Origin of the sequence: Pontibacter oryzae (genome assembly GCF_003576375.1) — a bacterium.
GTDB lineage: Bacteria > Bacteroidota > Bacteroidia > Cytophagales > Hymenobacteraceae > Pontibacter > Pontibacter oryzae.
In genome coordinates, this window is record NZ_QWGE01000006.1 from 130,991 (window position 1) to 155,233 (window position 24,243).

The window sequence follows — 24,243 nt, forward strand, 5'->3', positions numbered from 1 at the left end:
TTAAGTATACTTTTTACCATGAGATCAATTTTCTTAAACATCCTTTTCATGATACTTCCCGCCCTGGCTTTTGCCCAGTCTGATAACCTGATTATGGCAGCCCGAGCCGGCGATGTGGCCGCTATAAAGCAGCAGCTCCAAAACAAAGCCGACATAAACGCTACCGACGCCAGAGGTTTCAGCCCCTTGATTGTTGCCGTGTATGGCGGCTACCAGGATGCCGTGGTCGTGCTTTTGGAGGCTGGTGCCAACGTGAACCAGCAAGACGCAAGCGGCAACACCGCCCTGATGGGTGCGGCGTTTAAAGGATACCCGGCCATTGCGGAATTGCTGATTAGCAAAGGCGCCGACGTGAACCTGCAGAACGGCAACGGCGGCACAGCCCTGATGTTTGCCAGCATGTTTGGCCGCAACGACATGATAAAAGTGCTGGTGAACCACAAGGCTGACAAGCAGCTGAAAGACCAGCGCGGCCTTACCGCCCTGGACCTGGCCACGCAACAAGGCAACCAGGAAGGCATCAGCCTGCTTAAGTAACCCACTTTATACTTTGGTATAAAAAAGCCCATGCCGCAGCTCCTGAACAGACTGTAGCATGGGCTTTATACTTTGGTGCCGGCAATAACGGCTTATAGTCTTTAGGCTATAAGCCGTGCCTCGCCTCTGCAGGAAAACAAAACAGAACAGCCTATTTGTTGGTGTAGATTGTAGAACTGAAATTTAATTCTGACAGCACCAAGCGGCACGAAACAGCAGAAAAAAGCAGCGGCCCGATGGCCGAATTGCAAAATGATATACTTCCGGTTTTGCAGTGCTACCCTGAACTACACGGAGTTACAGAAAGAAGCCGTCGCAGCGTGTATAAACCTACTCTCGGAAGAAAAATATCTATTGCGCATTCAAAAAAGTTTATCTAAGTTTGCATCACGTTCCTGAAAGAGGAACATGATGCCTTGGTGGCGGAATTGGTAGACGCGCTGGTCTCAAACACCTGTGAGGTTACACTCGTGCCGGTTCGACTCCGGCCCAAGGTACAACTAGTAAAAAGCCCTTGTAAGTTAATGACTTGCAAGGGCTTTTTTTGTATCCCATTTCCTTAAAAAATTAAAAATCCTATTAGATTCTACTTGCATATAAGCACTATATTCAGGTATGAAAAAAAGAGATGTTTTCTTGTTTGGAGCCGGTTCCGTAATCGATTGGAAAGGCCCCCTTGCTCTAGCAAAACAACTTTCGCTTAAAACATCTTCCCTAACAATGGCAACACAAGCGGACGCTTGCGCTAGGTGGGTTGTGTTTTGTTAGTTGCGGGTGCCTTGCGCTAGCAATACAACTTTTTCATAAAGCATCTCACCCTAAAAATGGCAGCACATGCGGACGCTTGCGCTATGGTTTTTGTGTTTTTTTATTCGTTAGTGGTCTGTGTTATTTCAATTTATACTTAATTGCAAGAACCAAACAAGCTGCCGCAAAGTATGGTGAAGCTAAAACCATACGTTAGCACATGAGCAGGAAGTATAAATTCAGGGACCAGGACAAATTGCACTTTGTGAGCTTTTCGGTGGTGTATTGGCTAGATGTGTTTATCCGGGATGAGTACAGGCAGGTGCTGCTCGACAGCCTGCGATATTGCATGCAGCACAAAGGACTGGAAGTATACGCCTATTGCATCATGACGAGCCACGTACACCTGATCATCGGTAGCCAACAGGAACCGCTCCAAAATATCATGCGCGACTTTAAGAGCTATACTTCCACACAACTCAAGAAAGCCATTCGGGAAAACCCACAGGAGAGTAGAAAAGAATGGATGCTGTGGCTAATGGAGCGGGCCGGAAAAAAGAACGGCAACAACAACGCGTTTCAGTTTTGGCAGCAGCACAACCACCCAATCGAGCTAAACACGAATTTTCTGCTGCAGCAGAAGCTGGACTACATCCACGAGAATCCGGTAAAGGCTGGATTTGTCAGCCTCCCCGAGGCGTATACTTACAGCAGCGCCGCTGCCTATGCAGGAGAACCTGGTTTGTTGGATATTATGCTGATTGAGTAATGTGGGGATAACATAAACCACCGTTAGTACCGCGGCACAAGCGGACGCTTGCGCCAGCTCACTTGCTGTTGTCATAAAAATTAAACTCATCTCTAGCCCCACCATAGTTTCTAAAGGGGTTCGTTTCAAATCAAAATTAGCCGCTACATTACATCGCGTGAGCGAGTAACATAGCGGCTAATACAGGTATAGTTGGCTTTAGTATAAAAAACCTCTGCCAGTTTTAGATTTGCTTCACGAAATCAGCGAATACTTTCTTGTGAAGCGCAAGATCCATGTCCGGGGATAGCGATACGCGGGCAATGTAATCTTTGTCAGCTTCTTTGGTTGTGCCTTGCGTGGAGGTAGCCGGGATGGTCCAGTAGCAGCCTTTTAACTGCCCGTAGCTCACGCAGTACTTACTTTCATGCGGAATTTCAGTGATCATCATATTGATCAACTTGTTATTTAGCTCCCGTTTGTAGCCTTCCCGTTCTTCAGGCGTGTTGCCCTTGGTGGGCAGGTCCAGCGAGAACACAGATGGCGTAAAGCCCTGCTGCGCTAGCTCTTCTGACACAAAATTGATCTTAGCCTGGGGCAACGTATCCTTGATGAAGTTTACAAACGCACGTGTATTTTTGTAGGCTTCCGCAATCCGTTGGTTCATAGAGGGAAGCTGTTCGGCTAGTATCTCCAGTTGGAGCTCGGTTGCCTCGTTATCACACAGCTGCAGGTGCTTGTCTATTTTCTCGAGCAAAGCCTCGGCTTTCGTGTTTGCCACGCAGTAGCCGGCTGTAGCCTTGCCACCGCTCGGGAACTTAGAGCCGCTAACGTAGGAAATAGCCCTTACCGTGGAGAGCACTCCATCTTCAGCCAAAAACTGCACATTCGGGCAGAACGTTTGGTCCAGAATAAACACCGGATCAATGGCAGGCTGCCCGGCAGCGGTGTAGCGCGCCTTGCTAAGCACCTCCTTCAATTGTATAAGGTTGGGCACCTCAACCCTCGGGTTGGTCGGTATTTCAGCTATAATGTATGGCACAGCATCCTGGCTGGCAATTTTCTCTAGCACTGTGTCTATACTTTGCACCATGTCATTCTCCCCGTCAACCAGCAGATCCACTACTTCCACGTTGGCAAGTATGGCGGCTATGCGCCGGGCCTGGTCGTTGGTGCCGCCGTAGCAGTTTGGCGGAACAATAAACTTGATGTCCTTGCCGGGGTGTTGGTCCAGGGCATCATGCACAAGGCCCATCATAATTGCGTATTGCATCGACAGCCCCGAAGAGCCAATCAGCGCTTTCGCGGTGGTGCCTGTAATCTCGTTAATCAAGCTTCTAACCTTTGCTTTGGTGGCTTCGGCATCGCTTTTCTTTTGCTCCGGAGTGGGCTTTTTTAGCAGTCTTTGCAGGGCAACAAGGCAATTGGCCGGCGTCATAGCGATGCTCTCCCTCCTTCTCACGTGCTGTATCTCAGAAACATATTCGCTGTTCTGCTCACCGTTTACCAACAGCACACTTCCCAGACCCATATACACGCTTACATAAAAGTCGATGGCTGGGGAAAGCCTGGCCTGGCCAACTTCATCTTCCTCTGAAAAGAAAACAGTGCTCCCATCAAACCCGGCAAGCTCTTCCAACTTCTCAACGCGCTCTAGCTCAAATTTATACCCATACACATACTGGAGCGTTTCCGCATCGAAGAAAGCGGGCAGATTACCGGTATAAACAATGCGGGTGTTTTTCTGAGTTAGTAAGTTCTTTCTTAGAACAGCCAATACAGGCATCGTCCGGGATGAGAAACTGATAACATTTTCCGGCTTCAGGTTGTGCAAACGGCCTAGTGCCCACTCCAGTACAGAAGATAGCGGGTGGCCTAAGCGGATATAATCAAAGGCGGTGGGTAGAGCACTAAGCGCGGCTGTCTGTGCGTTGCCTGCCTCGAACAAAGCCTCAAACTGCTCCAGAAACTGGGTTTTGGCTAACTGTTCGTTATAAATATCCAGCCGGTGAGTTGTTAGCCTCAGCCAATCCGCTGGCATGTTTTCTAGTACGCTGTCAATATAAGTAAGCACCTTGTTATCTTCCATTCTATTTGTCTTGTGATAAGCCATACTTCAATGGCCCAAATTTATTAAAAAAATGCCGCACCGCCTTTGCCACAGCGCAGCACCTTGCCGGCTTAGCCGCTAAGTGAACACTTATACTACGGATATAGTTTTGCCCACCGCACGGCTATCTACAATGCCTGTCTGAAACTACAGCTCCCTCACCTTATCATACTCTCGCCGGATGCCTATTGATTGCTATGTCCCATCATTCTCTCCGCGGCGTTAAAGCTGGCGGGGTAAGTCGGTAGTCTTTTCAGGTATACTTAGAAGTAAATAAGAAGACTGAGGTAATCCGAATTAAGATCTACTGCCTTTATAACTAGTAGCCTTTACATTACCTCGGCGCTATACTTGCTGGCAGCTTCGGTTACTTTCTGCAGGATGTTTTTAAGGATGGGGCTGTTGTCGTTTTTGCGCCAGGTGACGTAGAGGTTCACGGTGTAGGGCAGCGTAAGAAAGCGCACGTTGGGCAGGGCGCTGAACGAGTAGGAGTATGGAAGTATGGACACTCCCAGGCCCTTCGATACCAGGCCCAGCACCATGCCGCCAAAATCCGTTTCGATGTGCACATCCGGGGTAAAATTGTTATCCTCGAAAATCTGCCGCAAACTGGAAGTATAAAACGTAGTTTGCGTTAGGTTCGAAAGTATAAATTTCTCCTCCCTCAGGTCGTGTATTCCGGTAAAGTTCTGGGCATTTAAGCGGTGGTTCTGCGGCACAACAAGCGCAAAAGGCTCCGAGTACAGGCACTCCGACTGCAGCGCGGGGTTCTCGGCGGGGTCGCGCCGAAAGGCCATGTCCATCTGGTAATTCAGCAGCATCTGCTCAAAACTTACATCCGTCGGCTCTACCAGGTCAACCTTCAGCTCGGGCAGCGAGTGCGATATGCTTGTGATAAGGTCAGGCAGAAAACCATAGGCAATAGAGCCCGGGTACCCGATCCGCAGCGTTCCGTAAGCGCCCTCATGTATTTTGCGGGCCTGCATATGGGTGCGGTTAATCTCGTCGAGCAAGGGTAGCCACTGGTCTCTTAGAAAGGCGCCTGCTGCTGTCAGTTTCACGCTGCGCTTGTTGCGCTCAAAAAGCTGCACGCCCAGTTCATCTTCCAGTGCCTTAATCTGCCTGCTAAGCGCCGACTGCGTAATAAACATCCGCTCCGCCGTGTTCCAGAAGTGTAGCTCCTGGGCCAGCGCCAGAAAATACTTTATCTGCTGTAGCTCCATCCCTAGTGATTCAATTTTCGCATTACTCAAGTCAATATTAGCATTTTTAAGTCCGGCAGCATGCTTTTCCTTTGTATTACTTAAAAAATTTAAAATGCTGTGATGCCATGATTACGATGCGCAAATATTTATGGGAAGGACTAGGCTGGATAGGCGCCTTATTTTCCTTGCTGGCTTTTACCCTGAACAGCCTGAACTTTATCGGTAGCCAATCGGTGCACTATCTGGGGATGCAGATCTTTGGCTGCCTGCTTATGGCGATGTACGCAGCCTCAAAGAAAGCCTATGCCAGCTGGGTAGTAAATGTCATTTTCTTTGTGGTTGCAATTATCGCGTTGGCTAGGGTATACCTGTTGCAGTCTTGATGAGGTCGCTTGTTTCAAACTTTCTTTTTCGCTAGCGCTTGGCTGAGCGTCCTAAACTACACTCCAAAGTATATTTTCAGGAAAACCCGTTACTGTAACAGCACTTTGCAGGGCAGTTGAAATTATATTGTATAAAGCTGTGTCAGTGGTAGCACAAAGCGCAGAGTTATTCGTAAAAGCATCTACCACTAAATAAAATAGAACGATGAACGAAGCAGAATATAAAGCAAGAGGAAACTGGAACGAACTAAAGGGAAAGCTAAAACAAGAATACGGCGACCTAACCGACGATGACCTGACTTACGAAGAAGGCAAGCAGGACGAATGGCTCGGAAAACTACAGCAGAAGACCGGCAAAGCTAAAGGCGATCTCAAAAAATGGATTGATTCTTTGTAAGGGAATAGAATAATAACCTTGCTGGAGTTTTTATTATCTAGAAGGGTATTTACTTTTTGTTGCCTTTAAAGGCACTTTCTACCATTCCCTATTAAATAGTGAAGCGGCGCAGGAAAACCTGCGCCGCTTCACTATTTAATATATTATACACCACTTACTTAATTTCAAAAATCCAGCTGTCTCGGAAGCCTGCTTTGCGCATGTGGTTCCGGGTTTTTAGAGCTTCACGCAAGCGGGTGAAGCTATCTACATATACACGATACTTTTTGATTTCAGATATATACATCACCTTCGGAGATAAACCTAAGGTATCATACTGCTGCATAAAAGCATTTACGCGCCACATGGTGTCGAAGGAGGCGATGGCCACGTAATAGCCGGCAGAAGCAGATACCGACGGTGTTTCATCTAACATAGGCGGCTCAACCGTGGTGGCAGGTTCCTTGCGCAATTTCAGTAAGGCTTGCAGTGTATCGGTGTGGGTTTTCTGGGTTTGCTCCAGTTTATCTTCGGTTTGCTTCAGCAAGTCTTTGTAGTTATCCAGCAACTGCGTCTTCTCTTTCAGAATCATTTCCAGTTGCTCGCGCTCCTCCAACTCTTGGGCTTTACGGCGTTTGCTTTTCGCGAAAACATCTCCAAAGTTATACCCAACGTATAGGCGGTGCCCCATCTGGTTCTCATACCCTTCTTTGGCAGTTTTACCTGCATTATAGCCGTACCCTACAGTGAAGGAGTTATAAGCCACTGTTGCTTTAGCCCGTAAGGCGTTTTCGGAGGTAAAGCCTACTTCCATAGCCAGACGGTCTTTATAACTTGCGTACAGGCCGGTTTCGTACCAGTTGCCCAGCGCTTCCAGGTTCTCGAAGTAGAAATTAGGGCGCACTTGCCAATCATTTTTAACAAACGAATAGCCCATATACATACTGTAATTTCTACGGGCGTAGCGGGTGCCTTCCAATGGCAGCGTTTCAGGGGCGTTTATAGCCAAACGCAATTGCTTCCATTCATACAAGAAACCAGTTGAAACCAAGATGCTGTTTTGTTGAAACAAATCGCCATAAAGCATCGGGTCATCTACATTGGAGTGTTCCACTGAGGCTCTGTTCAGACTGTTTTTAAAATAGATGAACTTCACACCCGCTGACAGGCTCTGATTTTCAGAGAGCCGGATACGGTAGGCGTAATTGGCACCTACACTGTTACCTGAAAGTATACCTGAGCGGCTGCTCTGTATGTTTATACCTACGCCATGCCCCGTACCAACATTGGTATGAAGTTGTAGCTGGCCGCCCACGTTAGTTTGCACACCACCCACCATATCCTGGCTATACGTTAGGTTTCCGACCATACTTGTGTCATAAGCCACAGCAGCCGGGGTTACATAGGAAAGATCCCAACTCTTAAAAAAATAATCTTGAACTGTTTGTGCCTGTCCCGTACTGTTTACCAGCAAAAGCAACAGAGGCAGTAAAACTTTGTATTTCATATCTTAATAGCCAAACGGCTCACTTTTTTATACCTGAATGATTGACCTAGTGAATGATGTTGAGCGTGCCCTTATACACTTTCACCTTATTTACCGACTGAATAGTATAGATGTATGTACCGCTTGGCAGCTTTTTGCCGTTGAAGGTGCCATCCCAGAAATTATTGTGGTAGCCACGGCTGAAAAATACTTCCTGGCCGCGCATATCAAACACCCTGAAAATGTAGTTTTGGTATAGGTAGCCTTTTTGTATCTCCCAGTAGTCGTTGTAACCGTCGCCGTTTGGAGTAATCACGTTGGCAATCTCCATTTCGATTTCGCCTTCCCCGATCACAGTTACTGTTACTTCCGCTTCTGTTACATTTACCTGGTCGCTTATTGCTACTTTAAACTTGAATACCTTTTCATTTAGCAGCGCCAACACTTGTTTGGTCGTAAGTTTCCCGTCTGCAGAGAGCTCGAAAACACTATTAGGCGATACAAAGGAATAAGTAATTGGTGAGCCATCATTGTCAGCGTCAATAGCCTCTAGCTGCAGGATCATGGTGCCTGGCGCTAGGTAATTTGGTACTTCTATTGCAGTGGTTATGAGCACAGGTGCCTCATCGTTTTCATTGATCACTTTTACCGGGAAGGCAAAAGTCTTTTTGTTTAATCCGTCGCTTACCTCAATTTTCAGGTCATATGATTTTACCTGCTCATAATCCAGAGGCGCAGCGACTGTAATTAGTCCATCAGCATCAATTGTGAAAGGCATACTCCCTGCGTTCAGGATGCGATACAAAAAGGTAGTGGCACCATCAGCATCCGTTGGCTGCAACTGATGAATGTCCATACCTACTGAAAGCGTTTCTTTTACTGCTAATGTTGTCTCGGCAACAACAGGCGTCTCATCGTTCACATTTTGCAATTCAAACGTAAGGCTAGCAAATGATTCATTCACGCCATCAGACACACGGATAGTTAAATTATAAGTTCTTTTTTCCTTTTCGTAGTCCATCATTTGCTGCACGCGCACCTCGCCCTTCTTGTCGTGGATCACAAATTTACCATCCAGGTTGCCGTCGTAAATGCTGAAAGTATAATTGCTGGGCCCGTCCGGGTCGGTTACTACCATTGTATGCACCAAGGTAGCTACGGGCTGATTTTCCGGGATGCTGATTGTGGCACTTACTGGCTGCGGCTTCTCATCGTTCACGTTCTGCAGTTCAAACTTAAGGGTAGCAAACCCTTCGTTCACACCATCCGATACACGGATAGTTAGCTCGTAGCTCCGTTTTTCCGTTTCGTAGTCCATTACCTGTTGCACGCGCACTTCACCTTTCCTGGCATCCAGTGCAAACTTACCATCCAGGTTGCCACTGATAATGCTGAAGGTGAAGTTGCTCGGCCCGTCCGGGTCGGTTACTGCCATGGTGTGTAGTAGCGAACCTGTTGGCTGGTTCTCTGCAATACTCACGGTAGCACTTACCGGCTGGGGCTTCTCGTCGTTCTCGTTGATGATCTGAACCGGGAAAGTAAAAATTTTTTTGTTAAGCCCGTCGCCAATCTCAATCTTTAAACTATAGGTTGGTTGAGTTTCATAGTCAAGGGGGCCTGCCACGGTAATAATTCCATCGGCATCAACCGCAAACGGAATGTTAGCCGCGTCGAGCAGGCGGTAGGTAAAGGAGGTTACACCGTCAGCATCGGTTGGCTCCAGGCGATATATCTCTGTGCCAGGGGCAAGGGTCTCATTTGCTGATATGGTGGTTTCGGTAACCGAGGGCGCTTCATCGTTCACGTTTTGCACCTCAAACTTAAGGGTAGCAAACCCTTCGTTCACGCCATCCGACACACGGACAATCAGTTCATAGTTTCGCTTGTCCTTCTCAAAATCTATTAGCTGTTGTATGCGCACTTCTCCTTTTTTGTCGTGCACAGAGAATTTACCATCCAGGTTGCCTTCGTAAAAGCTGTAAGTATATTCACTGGGGCCATCCGGGTCCGTTACAACCATCGTGTGCACCAACGTAGACACAGGCTGATTTTCCGGGATGCTAATTGTTGCGCTGGCTGGCTGAGGTTTTTCGTCGTTTTCGTTCAGAGCTGCAACCTGCAAGGCTGCTTCAACAGCATTGCCAACCTCGTCTACTGCCTTTGCCCTAAACGAATAGATGCGTTTAGTCTCATAGTCCAACCTTTCTTTCAACACTAGTTTATCGCCATCTATCCTAAAGTGGCGGTTGTCGTCGCTTCCTGCCCCGTTTACCAGCGTATAGGTAAAACTGCCGCTGCCATCCGGGTCAATAGCTTTTAGCGTTCCTATATTAGTTCCGATGGCTGCAGACTCGCTGAGTTGTGCATTGCTAAGCTCTATGCCCTGTGGCACTGCCGGCGCATAAGCAACAGAGACCTTATAGCTCTTTTCTGTGGTAGCATCTGCTGCAATCACTTTGTAAGTGACCGGCAAACTGAAGTTATTCTGAGTTGTTCCGCTTGTTTGCAACTGGTTCTGTACATATACTTTTGCAAGAGGTGAGGTAGTATAGCTGGCAGCCAGGCTATTTAGGTTACTACCGAAAGGCATCATTACAGAAATATCTGTTCCGTTAACTGCAGAGCTAGCTTGGTTTGGCAAATTGAATGTCAGGATATTAGACTCGCTGCTTAGCCTAGGGTGCGAGTAAGTTACCGGTGCCTCTGTGTTACCTCTCAGGCTTTGGATTTCGAAGTTTTCGGTCTGCTCCAGGTTTACTACCCTGTTCTGGCTAGCATCGTATACTTTAAAGCTAATGGTGCCGCTGCCCTCGTTGTGGTAGATGTTCATGTACACCACATAGCGGTTATACTTTGCCAGGTACTCCGGCTGCCCTACCCCTCTAACTTCTCCGTTAATAATTGCTGCTAGCTTATCATTTGGGTCAGTAGATTCTATACCATCGAGGTTAATAACCCCTACTATAGCCATCTGGTACTGATAATCCTGAACATTCACGCTCCAGTTAGGAGCCTGTGCGGTAACCTGTGTTGATAGTAGGCACATGAAGATGCCTATCGTGTAAAGTAAAATTTTCCGCATGATATAATTTTAATAAAGAACCTGTTTCCCGGTGAAATGTGAATACCACAGGAAACAGGTTCTTTTCTTTAGATTTGATTTAAAAGGGGATTACTTTTTAACTACTCTGATAATCTGCTGCTGCCCTGCCTGTTTGATGCGTATGATGTACACACCAGCCGGTAAAGCGGCTGCAACACGATCCTCCCAGACGAAGTTTCCATACTCCCCATCCTGCGTTCCCTTATAAATGGTGCTCAGCTTACGCCCTGCCAGGTCAAGCAGGTCGACTGTTGCTTGCTCTTCAGGAGTATTCACCCAGTTTAGGGTAAGCTTATCTGAGAATGGGTTAGGATATACTTTCGTAGAAATTACCGCAGGCACCAGCGCAGGCAGTTCTGAAGTTGAAGTAAAGCGGTAAGGAACAGACAATGTACCTAAACTCTGCTCACCTTTAAAGGTCTCCTTCTGCTCCAGAATCGCTAATTGTTTCCCGTCGGCATCGTGGTAAGCGAAGTATAAATCCTGTTTCTCCTGGTTGCTATAGGCCGTTATAAAGTATAGCACTTTGCCTCCTATTTGCTGGCCTACTCCCCAGCCCACTTTCTCGCCTTGGGCATTGGTTGCAGAAATAACAGTACCTTCCTGCACTTTGTCTGAGGCAATCTCAGCCACCATGTTCATCGAGAACTGGTAGTTATGAGGCGATACAAGTTCTGAGAACAACAGGTTCGTGGCTGCAAACGCCTTATCGTTTTCAGATTTAGCAACCCGGGCACCAGAATTAACAGACGCTTTAGGATAAGTGAAGCTCACATCTGCCGTTTTAGAGGATTTAACGCGGTAACCCTCGCCGCTTCTCAAGTAAGACAAACTACCAATCCAGCCCATATAATCATCATATATGGCAAATCCGGTCTGGCCTTTAATCATATCACCACTGTTGAGGGTTGCACTTGCTAAGGCATCTTTCACCGGCATGCTGGCTTGCGGTGTATAACCTACCCAGTTCCAGCCTTTCTTCAGTATAATGCGTTCATTCGCAGTGTTCAGTAGTCCACCCTTCACTCGCATGGCAGCATCGGTCTCCACTTTAAGCAAGTAGCTTTCGATGTTATTAAACTTCTTGCCAGGTGGCGACCAGGAATTGCCAGAGTAATCTGCGGTCCACTGCTGAGACATCAAAATGCTTCTAGTATTCAGCAAATCAGGATTAATCACGTCTGAAATCTCCTTGTTGGCAACCCCCACGTTAAAGGAAACCCAGTTCCATCCCTTCTTGAGCGCAATACTTTGGTATACCTCGTTATTTGCAGTCAGAACAAGCGGGTTGGCAGGCGAACCATATAACTCCCCATCTCTGAACGTTACAGCGGCTGGCGTAACATCGGTGTGCACCACGCCTAAGCTGGCATTCCAAATGTTAAATTTCACCTGCTCCGCTTCGTTTACCTTTCCATACACATCCATAAAGAACATGTAGCGATCATAGCCTGCCACATACTTTGGTTGGGCTACCCCTCTTACTTCACCGTTTACTAAGGCGACTACTTTATCATCAGGATTCGTAGAAAAACGGTCGTTCATCTTAATTTGGCCGGTTATACTCATCGACTTGTCAAAGTCTGCCGGGTTTACTGTCCATTTAGGTGATACGGCAAACACTTTCAGGTCCAAGGAAAGTTTCTCGTCGTAGCCAAAGTTGGTGCGCAGGAATAGGTCTTTAGAGTAATTGCCAATATTCAGGCTTTCCTCCACCACAAACTTGATAGTTTTGCGGCTATTAGGCTCAATTACCCCTGTGGCAGGTTGCGGTGTAAGCCAACTTGGTACACCTTCTATGGTGAAGTTCTCCTGAGAACCTCCCATGTTTACAATTTCTACTTCAAAGGAAAGAGGTTCGTAGAGCTGTTTCTCAAAGCGCAAGCGGGTATTGGCCCACTTCACCTGGTTCTTATCCACAAACACAGACCAGGTTTTAGAACCTTGCATCGCGTTGCTGTTCTTGTCAAGGATGCCTTGTACCGTAATATCCAGTTTGGTCTTCTCTACTAAAGCAGCAGGCTCGTTTAGGCTGATCAGAATCTTATCCTGATTTACGACATAAGTAAAGTTTACTTTCTGCTCTGGCTGCGGCCTGTCAATCAGCGGCGACTCTGCAGTATAAGTTGTATTTACAAAAGTTGCTTCCTTCTTTACCGTTTTTCCGCTGAACTCTCCTGCTGAGTTGGTAGATACCATGATACCGCTGTTATTAATATAACTTTCGAATGGCAGGTAGATTTGTAGGTCCGGCAGGTTATCACCCTGCTTACTGCGCATGGCTCTGTTAATTTGCTCCGCTGTTCTGGCAGAATTCCAAAGGCGGATCTCATCCAGGTTACCCTTATAGTTTCTGTCGATGGTACCAGCTGGCGTCCCTCCTAAGTTGGTCGTTGCCACGTAACGGGCACCAAAGTATAAAGCAGGCGCTGTCAGGTTTGCTAGGGCACTTGCCTTGCGTGAGTTCTTTTGCTCACCATCCAGGAAGAACGTCAGGTTTCCTCTGCGGTCGGTTACCATTGCCAAATGGTGCCACTTGTTATCCAGAACATCATTATCAATGCCCTTAAATTGCACCTCTGCCTGCTTCAAGAAAATCCCGCCTTTGTTATCGATATCTAAAGACCACTGCATGTCTGTGCCTAGCAAGCTGGCCGAGAAAAGCGTAGTCTCCTTGGCATCGGCACCGGCCTTAAACCAGAACTCAAGCGTGAAGTCTGTATTTTTCGTGATTGGGCTGTGCTCGCTTGGCACTGAGACATACCCATTACCGGTAAACTTAATGGCTTTGGAAGCTGGTTCTGCTACCCACTGTGCTGTGGATACCCCATGTAAAGCGCGCGCTACATCCTTTACTCCTGTTCCGGCCAGATCATTCATTGGCCAGGCACCTACCAGGCTACGCTCTGTGCCATTTAGGTTCTTAGACTGTAGGGCATATACTTCGTCACGGCTCTTATATGTATCCCATACGCGCAGGGCGTACAAGTCTCCATTGAAAGCCTTGTCACCGTTAAAGCTCTTACCTACCAGTATTTGTCCAATTCCTTCGTAGGCTTTTGCATAATTTAATTCGGCAAGTATTTGCTCGTTTCCGTAAAGGCTAGCATTTCCTGTAGCAGCATCAAAGCTTACGGCATAGTGATTCCAGGTAGCCGATGCTAGAGCTTTGTTCGCTGTTAAACGTTGGTTGGCACCCCATTCCGTGTAGAACTTGCCGGTGGCATCAAATCCAATGTTGATTATCTCATTACCTGCGCCCTGCGTTACAACAATACTTTCGGCTGTCCCGGCGGCGCTTCGTGCCCAGAACTCTACGGTAAATGATCTATTGTCCAGTCTAAGCCCTTCCGGGATTTTTACATAAGCCTGCTGGCCATCAAAGTTCAAGAAGCTACCATGCGCTCTGTCAGATCCGTTAAGTACGCCTCTTACCGAAATGTTATTCTTCGAAACCAGTCCAGCCTCTATAGGTTCGGCAAACTGGATCATGATCTCGTCGTTTGGCGACAAGATACCATCTGCTGGCTGCGGTGTACCAAACACTAATGGAGGTGTCTCGTCTTTGAGGCCTTTGCTAACCTCTGTATAACTAACTGACCCATCTGCACATACCGATTTAGCCCTTACCTCATAGTTACGGTCAGGCAAATCAGAAATTTTCCAATCATAGGTAAGTGTAGTTTTCTTGTTGATGAACGCTACACTACTCTCTCCATTTGCTATTGCCTCGTTATAATCGTTTTCCCGGTTATAATAAGTATAAATAGTTGCCCATGTATTTGATGCGGTAGACTTATACTGTATTTCTACAGACTTAAATGTTCCCAGGTTTACATCATAACCGCTCACAACTATTGGCAGTACACCATTAGAGTCTACATTGGCTAACCAGTTATTTAGTGGTGCAATAAGTTTAACCGGCGTACAAGCTGGGTTAAAGTGCGCAGAAACTAGTACAGTATCAGCAATCTCCTCGGTCTGGCAACTAGATGATAGTATAATGCCTAAATTTTTATAACTAAATACTGCACCTGGCCCTTTTCTTACAGTTAGTACTTTTTCAACAAACTTACCATAAGGAACATTAAATGCGCGATTAGGAGAAGCGCCATCTATTTGCAGAATAGCACCATCTTGGTTTGATGATTCATCTACTCTTATACTGTACCACATATCTTCTTCGGACTCACTGTTGTTTTGCAACCTAAGTTTGAAGACAGCGGCACTAGTTTCTGGCACTCCTGATACACTCTGGTTATCTACTCTTATTTCTGGCTTTTCACGCTGTAGAGTAGCAGCGTTTAGTTGTTTAAGACCTTTTTGATAGTACTTTGTAAACTCTCCACCCTCATAAGGGCAAGAAGTCTGACCACCTCGTGTATAGAACATTGGAGTATAAAAAGTACTAGAGCTGGTAATAGTATTACTATTCACAGAAGGGTCTATGACATCAACACTGAAATAATCTCCCTTATTAGCATCTTTGAACTCATACCCGAAAATCATTCCTTTTGAAGTAGTACTACCGTCAGTTGTGGATTTTGCATTGCTATAACCCGACATCACTCTCAACTCCATACCGAACCCGTTAAAGCTGGCACCAGTTACACTTTCAAGGGAAGCATCAGATGTAACTTCAAAAGTGCTTATAACAGTTCTTTCCGTTTGCAGGTTCTTCTCCCAGGTATATGTTGTGCCTCCATCAAAGGTGATGTTGTTCTTACCCCCTTTAGCTTTATCTAGAGAAACGATTTTATTTTCTTCGTTGTCACTCAACGCTTCCTCCCATAACCTGATTTGCTGGTTTAGAAGATAGACAGAGTCTCGGTCGCCTTCTTTTCGAGGGTTAAAAGCATAGCTAGGGCCTGTATATTGAGATCTTGTTGCTACGCCTACACCTTTTACTTTTGGAAGATAAGTAGTAGGAAATGCTAACGAGTCATAATTATCTGCACCAAACCGTACATTATCTTTCGTAATTTTTGGTACAAATACACCATCTCCTCTGAGCAACAGATGGTCTCTTAACCTTTTAAGACCTGGTATTATCTGGTTTTCGATGGCAAATTGAGAGACCATAAAGCGTGTAGCGAAGTTATCTTTAGCTGCAGCTATTCCTTTTCGCTTAACCAAGGCATACTCCTTGTTACCAATCATAACAGCCTCAGAACGCTCAAGATTCCTGTAAACGCTATCCATTGGGAGCAACTCTAGGTTATTGGTTTCTGCGATAACAAAGTTCTGTGCTTTGCCTACAAAAAGGTCACCAGCACTACCCACAAATTCTTCACTATCGCTAGTTTTGATGCTCTCCTTTATTTCGGTCGTTTCAATAAACTCACCCTCATCTGTAGTAGCCTGTGTAATGGCTAGCTGTGATGAAACATCTTGTGTGACTTCAGCCTCGGCTAACACCATAACCCCAATGCCTGTACCAATCGTTGTTTCTACCCCCAACGAAAATGTAGGGTTAATCTCTGTAGTCCCACTATTTGTTGTACTGATAGTAGTGCTATTAGAAAAAGAAGACCCTTTTTCTAAGTAAGCATAACTTGAGCTTCCAGGAGGGTCGCGTAATACAAACTCCACTAAATCTGGCCCGTTCGTTATAATGCCACTTCCATGAGTTTCTTGCCCTAACACGTAGCCTGTTTTAGTCCCTCCGGCTACGGCAGTATAACTGCTTTCGCCAAGCTTTACCAATACTTGTAACTGAGAAGTGTATGGAGCCGTCAAATTAGGCCCACCTGCTCTAAACTCATAGTTCAATACCCCCTGTTTGTCAGCAAGATCATACTCTTCGGGCCTTCCCCCCTTCCAGTCATTTTGTATACTAACTTTGGCTGTAGTTATTGGCACCGTAGTTCTTACGCTATTATCAGCATTTTCAAACTCTTCGTAAAACTTGATTGGGTACCGATACACAGAATTCATCTTGAAAATTGGGTGGTTAAATGGTTTACCAGATAAGTCTATTGCTGGCCCAGCTTCATCAATTTTCAGTGACGTTTCCCCTAGAACATTTCCATCGTTAATGCTCATTGTCGGAGATGTATGGAAGATAAAGTTTTTGGCAAAATTATAGCCAACCGAATCTACCTTTATACCTTTATTATTGAGCTTATAAGACCACGTAGAGTCTTGGGCTGGTAAGGTCAGATTAAGTATGGGATGCTGTTCGTAGGTATAGTAGCTCCCATCGTCTTTAGCGTTTATAGATTTAACACTTTCGACTATAAATTTTTCGGGTACAATTAAAGCTGAATATTCTCCGGTTATCTGATCTGTGGTTAGCTGGATATAACTTTGAAGGCCCGGAGTATTCTTATCCATATCATAACCACTTCTTTCCGGTACAAGCTTTATAATAGCTCTTCCTATATTGTTTACAGATAAACCCATTCCTAAAGGTTTATCCCCTTCAACCTGTCCACCAACTACCCGCCCTATTAACTTCCTCTTAGATGTGTCAACTATTTCTAAGGCCCCGGCCAAATTTGTCTGAAAATCAAACGTTTCACCCTTTCCAGGCCAATAAGCTTCACCTGTCAGTACACCTTCTTTGCTAAGAGACAAGTCATGGCCATGTTTAACGAAAGAGAGCGTGTGCTGGCCTATTGGAACTCGTGCTTCGAACTCACCATTAGCACCGGTTACAACAGGTAAATTGTTTGCACCTATAATCGTTGCTCCATCTACTAATACCTGAACCCCTTCTACTGGGAAAGTTGTGTTTTGGTAGTACGCTGCTCCTGTAACCACAAACGAAGACACATCTTTAAAGTCTTTGCTATTATGGCTCAATGACCCCTCTCCGATAAATAACTGCATGGAAGTAGGGTCAAACTGGTGCACGCCCAGCATTGGGGTTATTTCATACGTTTCACCTGAGCCATGGAACTGGATTCCCGTCATTTTATAATCACCTTTGGCATCCGTGTAGGCTACATTGGCCAATTGGCTTTCAGAAGGTATGATTGACGTCCACTCGTAGCCATTGCCAGACAGTAACGAAGCGTGGTTTTCATTATACTTCCTGTCAAATTTAGAGGCATCAAACAGTGATGTGCCAAAGCCCTCATCTGCTCTCCAGTATGCTACGAGGCCTGGTTCGCTTCCTGTTAGGTAGCGGGTATGGTCTCTCACCATTTCTGTACTTGTGCGTGCCTTACTCCATACTCTTATTTCATCTAGCACACCTATAAAAGCCTCACCATTTTTTTGGCTGTTACCGATTACTAACGGAGGGTTTATAAAGGTGCTGCGTGTAAATGCTGCGCTTAAGTGCTGTACAGGATATATTTTATCATTTATAACCCACTGTACTTCACGGGTTACCGTATTTAAACTTACTGCAATGTGCGTAAACTCATTGTTTCTAAATTGCCCTGTAGGCATTATGCTTATCTGGTCTGTGGTAGTTTGTAAAACATACTTTGTTCCATCAAAGTATACTTTTAAACCAGAGTCTGATTTGTAGTGGTCGTATAACACATAGGGTTTCGTGGCATCGTCTGGGCGCACCCAAGCTTCAAGGGCCCAACCCTGCTGGCTTGGCCAGAATACGTCTGCGGAAAATACTGCCAGCATGGCTTGGGAGTTTTTAAAGCGAATTGCTTTACCAGCAGGGCCTTCTGTGTTACGTGCTCTTACCATCACGCCTTCTACCCCCTGCCCGCCAGCAAAGGAAATGCGCCCACTTACATTACCGTATGGCGCCCTGAAACCCAGCGTTGTTGCCTGCATGGTTTGGATTGCCTGCCCATCGCAGGTGGAAACCCCTTCTATGGTATACTCATAAATCGTATTGGCCTCGGTATATTCATCCATCCACAGGGTAGCACTTCCGCCCTCTACCACTTTCACCAGTTCTTTATTGCTTGTGGTACCTACAACTTTGCGGTATATATTGTAGCTCTGGATTTTGCTTTTATAACTCGCATCCCATTGCAGTTGAACGTAGTTTGTGTAAAAGCCCTTTGAGGCCTTAAACTTGTAGTCGTGGTTATAAAAGGTGTGCTGTGGGTTTGTTTTATCTCCTAAAGAGATTACAAACGCATCCGCTATGTTATCAGAAACCGCTCTCTCTATCAACTTGCTTATTGCAGAAGCAGACGCATTGCGAGCCTTGAGCTGATACTTGTAAGTATTACACGTTTGCAGGTTATTATCAATGTATTTAAACGTGTTTTTGGGTATTATTATAGACTGCTCATTCACTAAGGTGTTGCCTTGGTAGGTTTTTCTAAGCAACTCAAAATCAGTAACGTTAGAACAAGCATATTCACTCCAGCCGATGACAAATCTGTTACCTTCGTCTGTTAAACTAATAACCGGCACACTAGGCTCCAGATTTGTTTGAATCGATACCTCGCTAGAAGATAACTGGGACACAAGTTTATTATTGACGTCAAGAACTTCAATCTTGTAATAGCTTGTGCCCATATGGGTTAATTTAGAATCATCGAAGTACGTGGACTTGCTGATACTTTCAATATTAAATATTTGCAAGTCAGTGCTGAAGTCTGAGCGGCTGCTTCGGGTTATTTTGTACTTGTAACTATCATCCAGCTCAGGAGTACCCCATGCCAGTTTTATACCGGTGTCGCAGGGTGCATAGCTTGGAGTTATTGAAAGCTTGGGATTTTTCCAAACCTCTAGTGAGTTCCCTATGCTACTGTAATTACCTCCTGAAGGGAACGCATAACGCACCCGTACTTTGTAGGAGTATTTTACTTTATCAGATGTATTATTATCGGCGTAAGTTGTTGTCCCGTAATTTAAGGTAGCTATTGCTACATTGTTGCGTAATAAATCATATTTAATATTGTTCGTTGAAGCCTGTAACGCTGCCGAAATAACCTTAGGCTCTGTTTCGTTCCAGTTTACTGTAATAGTATTCTGCTCACCATTGGAGCTTGAAGTAAGTATGTTAGGCGCTGCTAAGCCCGCGATAGAAAAGGTGTCAATTTTATCACCACCTAAATCTCCTGGAAATCCCCAATAATAATGCGTTTTAATTATTACATTTTTCCCCATCCACTCTATGGGCACCTTTATGTAGTATCGTTGTTTATCTACATTGCCATCCCACCCAGAGCCGTTATCTACTAGATAGGATAAATCAGGGTCTCTTCCCATGTAATTATCTTTTCTAGCCTCTTTCAATATATCATGGTAAGTAGCTCCCCCATCAAGGCTAAAAGATATATAAACATCATACATGGCATTTTTAGAGTTCTTATCCTCTTTGCCAAGTTCCATGTAAATTCTACTCTCAGCATGGTTATAGATGACAGAATAGTGCCAAACTCCAGCAAGTGCACCTTGCACTCCAAGAATAAAAAAAGAGAAAACAAACAGATAAATTGTCCGTAAGTAGAGTTGTTTCATAAACAATTGGGTTATATTAAAGCTTTAAGGTTACTATTCCAGGCTAGGCAACACAATCAGCCCTGCAGCTTGCTGCCAATAAGAAAATTGCGATATAGGAGATTTCTCAAATTATAGAGGAATGCGCAAACAGGATTTAATTTCCTAAATTTGAAAGATAAGAAGTCTTAAGGGATTGCCATACATTTCAAAAGGCAGAACTCTGTTTTAGTCTTTAGAGATTCGTTTACATTTCACAGAACTATATAAAGGCATAGCGCTACCGGCTACCAGGCACTTTAAACAGCTCAACAGCTAAAAATAATCCCATTATTAATCAAACATAATGAAACCTTAATATTTAAAAAAAAGCCTGATACTCTGAGACTAAACATAGGTATTGATTGCATTAGCAAATATATACTTCTAAAATAATACAAGGCAAATACCACAAACTTAATATGCGATATTTTATATTATTATTTTGTGTCAGTTTTTAAATTATGAATCGAGCAATTCAATAAAACAACATATCCACTTTTAAAGCTAGCAGCTTAATGCCCTAAATTTAGATAGAATCAAATATAAAGTATGGTGGCAAGGATAGGCGGTACACTAGATGATCTTATATTATTTTGACAACTGTATGAATATTAGCTTTAAAAAATATTTGTATAATCCAACTAAACACCAGCAATTGAAATATAACTATAAAGCTTATAAATTAACATTTATCTATAAAGCACTGACTCATACCTAATACTACAGTATTTTAATAAGATACATTATGTGTTTATAAACCTTCATATCTAAGAACGTAGTTAATATAAATGGACACTCCTTAACTCACCCCCGCTCCACTACAATGTACCTTGCCGAAAAGCCATTGTTTTTATAGAGCGCCTGCAATGCGGTAATCAAAGAATTGATGGCTGTGCTTTTGTTGAGCTGGCTGTTTAGCGGGTTTAGGTAATTTTTGAAGCCGCTGCCACTGCGCCATACATAGCCTCGCACGTCTGTCTCCTCCACTTCGGTGAGGGCTTTTGCGAGCACTACACGTCGCATATAGGGTAGCGCCGCTTTCATGCTTTGGTAATCAGAAAAAGCGTAAAGACGATAGTAATTACTCAGCTTGATAGAATTCATGGCCATAAAGATAAACCACAGCTCTTAAACCACCCGCTTATCTCACTCAGCACACTCCCGGTTTCAGCTCGTCAAGTTTACCTTCATACTTTACAAACCAACACTAACATCAGTTTGCCTAGCTAACTTAATCGGATAAACCTTGTAGCCTTTCCGTTAGGGTATCTATCAGGTCCTCGGTCCATTTTTCGGCCAGTTGGTTATACTCGCTCTGCTCCCAGCGCTGCCCATATTCTTTCTCCAGCCATGTGCTTTGCTTATCCGGGCCAATAGAATAACCATACTTTTCCAGCCTGAACAGCAAGTCTTTAGCCAGGTCAAACGCTTCGGCGCCGGCTTTCTGGAAACCTTCCAGCCGCAGCCGCAAGCCAAGTTGCTGCACGTTTCCATTCTCTATACTTATCTCCTCGCCCTCGGAGGCAGCGGGGTCTTTGGTCCAGGTGTCTATCACGCGCTCCAGATGGAAATCGTGGAAGAGCGGCAGTACCGGCGAGAGGTTCCGGTGGATGTGCTGTGCCAGTTCCGGTAAAATGGTATTGTATAGTTGCTGTATGGTTTGCTTTGAGCGTGCTGGTTGTGCATCCATGTTTTAAGTTCTAAATCTGACTCTACGTATAAATCCTCGGCTTTACGAAGGTAAACATTTACCACTATCTGATGTTTACTGATATTCGTCAGAATACGCCTCTGCAACGCTATCAGTTATTTTTTAGTAACTTGTGGTACAGTTATGGCTGCATACTGTGCAGTGTACTTCAATCTATTTAACCTACTTTATTAATTTCTATGGAAAACCCACTTCTATATGCCGGCAAGAAATCAAGTATAATTGCCCTGCTGGCCTTACTCGGCTGTACCTCTACGCAGGTGCAGCAAACTCCACAAGCACAAGCATCTATGGAATTGAAAAAAGATATAGATAACCCTTTACTCGCTGAATGGACTGGCCCATATGGTGGCGTGCCAGCATTTGATAAAATGAACCTGGCCGACCTGAAGCCAGCCATAGAGAAGGGCATGGCGATACAGCTGGCCGAGATAGAGGCGATTGCCAACAACCCCGCTCCCGCTACGTTCCAGAACACAATTGAGCCGATGGAGAAAGCCGGCGAAGAACTGAACCGCGCATTTACATACTATAGCATTTGGGGCAGCAACGTTTCGTCGCCGGAGTTCCGAGCTATTCAGGCAGAGCTGGCACCGAAAATCTCCGAGTTCAGCTCTAAGATCTCTCAGAACGAGAAGCTGTTCCAGCGCATTAAAACGGTTTACGACAACTCCCAGAAAAAGCCATTGCCTGCCGATCAGCAACGCGTGGTGCAGCTGGTATACGAAGGCTTTGCCATGGAAGGTGCCAACCTGGATGCGGCTGCTAAAGCGCGTTACGCCGCCATCAACAAAGAATTGTCATCGCTTTATACTGAGTTCTCTAACAACATACTTGCCGATGAGGAGAACTACGTAGTGTACCTCACCAAAGACCAACTGAGCGGACTGCCGGAGTCTTTTGTGAAGGCTGCTGCCAAAGCTGCCGCAGACCGTGGCCAAGCCGGCAAGTATGCCGTTACCAACACCCGCTCCAGCATGGACCAGTTCCTGACTTATTCTGATGAGCGTGCCTTACGCGAGAAAGTATGGACCACTTACTACTCCCGTGGCGACAACGGCGACAAGTATGATAACAACGAGAATATCAAGAAAATACTGAAGCTTAGAAATGAGCGTGTAAAACTGATGGGCTACGATAACTACGCCGACTGGCGCCTGCAGAACCGCATGGCCAAAACGCCGGAGCGTGCCATGGACCTGATGAATGCCGTTTGGCCAGCCGCCATTGCGCGTGTAAAAGAGGAGGTGGCTGATATGCAGGCCGTAGCCGATGCCAGCGGAAAGAAAATCACTATCAAGCCCTGGGATTACCGCTATTATGCCGAGAAGGTGCGCAAGCAAAAGTATGACCTCGACTCTGACGAAGTGAAGCAGTATCTGGAGCTTAACAACCTGACCCAGGCGCTGTTTTTCACGGCTGGTGAGCTGTTTAACTTCAACTTTACACCAGTGCCGGAAGGCTCGGTTCCTGTTTTCCATGAGGATGTGAACGTATGGGAAGTAACCGACAAAACGACCGGCGAGCATATCGGGCTTTGGTACCTCGACCCATTTGCACGCCAGGGCAAGCGCTCGGGTGCCTGGGCCTCGCCTTACCGCAGCCATACTACTTTTAATGGCAAGAAAACGGTGTTGGCTTCTAACAACTCAAACTTTATTAAGCCTGCTCCCGGCGAGCCGGTGCTTGTTTCCTGGGACGATGCCACTACGTTCTTCCATGAGTTTGGCCATGCGCTGCACTTCCTGTCGTCTAACGTGAAGTACCCAACCCTGAACGGCGGCGTGCGCGATTATACCGAGTTCCAGTCGCAGTTGCTGGAGCGCTGGCTGTCTACAGACAAGGTGATAAACCAGTTCCTGAAGCACCACGAAACCGGTAAGGTTATTCCTGCGGAGTTGGTTGCCAAGATCAAGAAGGCATCGACCTTTAACCAGGGCTTTTCTACGACTGAGTACCTGGCCTCTGCCCTGATGGATATGAAGTACCACCTGGCAGACCCGGAAGGCATAGACCCTGATACGTTTGAGCGCGAAACGCTTGCCGCCATGAACATGCCGGAAGAAATTGTGATGCGCCACCGCTCGCCGCACTTCGGGCACGTGTTCTCCGGCGAGGGCTATGCCACGGCGTACTATGGTTACATGTGGGCCGACGTACTGACAGCCGATGCCGCAGAAGCCTTTGAAGAAGCGCCGGGCGGATTCTATGATAAAGAGGTAGCAGCCAGACTAGTGAAGTACCTGTTTGCCCCGCGCAACTCCATGGACCCCGCCGAAGCCTACCGCAAATTCCGTGGCCGCGATGCCAAAATAGATGCTCTCATGCGCGACCGCGGTTTCCCGGTAACGCAGCCGCAGTCTAAGAAGTAACAGTATGTTTTAGTGGCTACGGCCATACATACCAAAAGCCTCTCACTG

General features: G+C 45.8%; 12 protein-coding genes and 1 tRNA gene. 6 read left to right on the forward strand and 7 right to left on the reverse strand.

Going from position 1 to position 24,243, the window contains the following annotated elements:
- Positions 1 to 18 precede the first annotated feature (18 nt).
- The 3 genes from D1627_RS16930 (at position 19) to D1627_RS16940 (ending at position 2,053) form a co-directional block, all read left to right on the forward strand.
- Positions 19 to 537, forward strand: a complete 519-nt coding sequence (locus tag D1627_RS16930; RefSeq protein WP_233555679.1) for an ankyrin repeat domain-containing protein — start codon at positions 19 to 21, stop codon at positions 535 to 537.
- 413 nt (positions 538 to 950) lie between these two features.
- A tRNA-Leu gene (locus D1627_RS16935) sits at positions 951 to 1,034 on the forward strand.
- Between the two features lie 470 nt (positions 1,035 to 1,504).
- Complete coding sequence (locus tag D1627_RS16940; RefSeq protein WP_119433464.1) at positions 1,505 to 2,053, forward strand: REP-associated tyrosine transposase; 549 nt, start codon at positions 1,505 to 1,507, stop codon at positions 2,051 to 2,053.
- A gap of 223 nt (positions 2,054 to 2,276) precedes the next feature.
- Here D1627_RS16940 and D1627_RS16945 read toward each other — a convergent pair whose 3' ends face one another.
- Both D1627_RS16945 and D1627_RS16950 read right to left on the reverse strand, forming a co-directional pair.
- The gene (locus tag D1627_RS16945; protein WP_119433554.1) at positions 2,277 to 4,121 is read right to left on the reverse strand and encodes a PLP-dependent aminotransferase family protein; all 1,845 of its coding nucleotides are present in this window, start codon (positions 4,119 to 4,121) and stop codon (positions 2,277 to 2,279) included.
- 350 nt (positions 4,122 to 4,471) lie between these two features.
- The gene (locus tag D1627_RS16950) at positions 4,472 to 5,395 is read right to left on the reverse strand and encodes a LysR family transcriptional regulator (RefSeq protein WP_233555680.1); all 924 of its coding nucleotides are present in this window, start codon (positions 5,393 to 5,395) and stop codon (positions 4,472 to 4,474) included.
- An 86-nt stretch (positions 5,396 to 5,481) separates the two neighbouring features.
- Between D1627_RS16950 and D1627_RS16955 the strand changes: the two genes are divergently transcribed.
- Entirely contained in the window at positions 5,482 to 5,730 is a 249-nt protein-coding gene (locus D1627_RS16955; protein WP_233555681.1) for a hypothetical protein, read from the forward strand.
- Positions 5,731 to 5,935: 205 nt separating this feature from the next.
- Positions 5,936 to 6,127 (forward strand): CsbD family protein, encoded by a 192-nt coding sequence (locus D1627_RS16960; protein WP_119433467.1) that lies wholly within the window; start codon positions 5,936 to 5,938, stop codon positions 6,125 to 6,127.
- A gap of 154 nt (positions 6,128 to 6,281) precedes the next feature.
- Here the strand turns inward: D1627_RS16960 and D1627_RS16965 are convergent, their stop codons facing one another.
- From D1627_RS16965 to D1627_RS16985, 5 genes are all read right to left on the reverse strand, one after another.
- Positions 6,282 to 7,613: a type IX secretion system membrane protein PorP/SprF gene (locus D1627_RS16965; RefSeq protein WP_119433468.1), complete on the reverse strand. Its 1,332-nt coding sequence runs from the start codon at positions 7,611 to 7,613 to the stop codon at positions 6,282 to 6,284.
- Between the two features lie 46 nt (positions 7,614 to 7,659).
- Positions 7,660 to 10,674, reverse strand: coding sequence for a cadherin domain-containing protein (locus D1627_RS16970; RefSeq protein ID WP_119433469.1), 3,015 nt, complete (start codon positions 10,672 to 10,674; stop codon positions 7,660 to 7,662).
- A gap of 90 nt (positions 10,675 to 10,764) precedes the next feature.
- Positions 10,765 to 20,091 (reverse strand): LamG-like jellyroll fold domain-containing protein, encoded by a 9,327-nt coding sequence (locus D1627_RS16975; protein ID WP_119433470.1) that lies wholly within the window; start codon positions 20,089 to 20,091, stop codon positions 10,765 to 10,767.
- Positions 20,092 to 20,916: 825 nt separating this feature from the next.
- Entirely contained in the window at positions 20,917 to 21,216 is a 300-nt protein-coding gene (locus tag D1627_RS16980) for a hypothetical protein (RefSeq protein WP_119433555.1), read from the reverse strand.
- 127 nt (positions 21,217 to 21,343) lie between these two features.
- Entirely contained in the window at positions 21,344 to 21,802 is a 459-nt protein-coding gene (locus D1627_RS16985) for a hypothetical protein (RefSeq protein ID WP_119433471.1), read from the reverse strand.
- Positions 21,803 to 22,002: 200 nt separating this feature from the next.
- Between D1627_RS16985 and D1627_RS16990 the strand changes: the two genes are divergently transcribed.
- A complete protein-coding gene (locus D1627_RS16990) occupies positions 22,003 to 24,195 on the forward strand; it encodes a M3 family metallopeptidase (RefSeq protein WP_119433472.1) in 2,193 nt (730 codons plus the stop codon).
- Positions 24,196 to 24,243 lie beyond the last annotated feature (48 nt).

What these genes read in the sequence shown, in the direction of transcription:
- D1627_RS16930 (WP_233555679.1), top strand. Translation starts at nt 19, where the DNA reads ATGAGATCAATTTTCTTAAACATCCTTTTCATGATACTTCCCGCCCTG.
- D1627_RS16940 (WP_119433464.1), top strand. Translation starts at nt 1,505, where the DNA reads ATGAGCAGGAAGTATAAATTCAGGGACCAGGACAAATTGCACTTTGTG.
- D1627_RS16945 (WP_119433554.1), bottom strand. Translation starts at nt 4,121, where the DNA reads ATGGAAGATAACAAGGTGCTTACTTATATTGACAGCGTACTAGAAAAC.
- D1627_RS16955 (WP_233555681.1), top strand. Translation starts at nt 5,482, where the DNA reads ATGCGCAAATATTTATGGGAAGGACTAGGCTGGATAGGCGCCTTATTT.
- D1627_RS16960 (WP_119433467.1), top strand. Translation starts at nt 5,936, where the DNA reads ATGAACGAAGCAGAATATAAAGCAAGAGGAAACTGGAACGAACTAAAG.
- D1627_RS16965 (WP_119433468.1), bottom strand. Translation starts at nt 7,613, where the DNA reads ATGAAATACAAAGTTTTACTGCCTCTGTTGCTTTTGCTGGTAAACAGT.
- D1627_RS16970 (WP_119433469.1), bottom strand. Translation starts at nt 10,674, where the DNA reads ATGCGGAAAATTTTACTTTACACGATAGGCATCTTCATGTGCCTACTA.
- D1627_RS16975 (WP_119433470.1), bottom strand. Translation starts at nt 20,091, where the DNA reads ATGAAACAACTCTACTTACGGACAATTTATCTGTTTGTTTTCTCTTTT.
- D1627_RS16980 (WP_119433555.1), bottom strand. Translation starts at nt 21,216, where the DNA reads ATGAATTCTATCAAGCTGAGTAATTACTATCGTCTTTACGCTTTTTCT.
- D1627_RS16985 (WP_119433471.1), bottom strand. Translation starts at nt 21,802, where the DNA reads ATGGATGCACAACCAGCACGCTCAAAGCAAACCATACAGCAACTATAC.
- D1627_RS16990 (WP_119433472.1), top strand. Translation starts at nt 22,003, where the DNA reads ATGGAAAACCCACTTCTATATGCCGGCAAGAAATCAAGTATAATTGCC.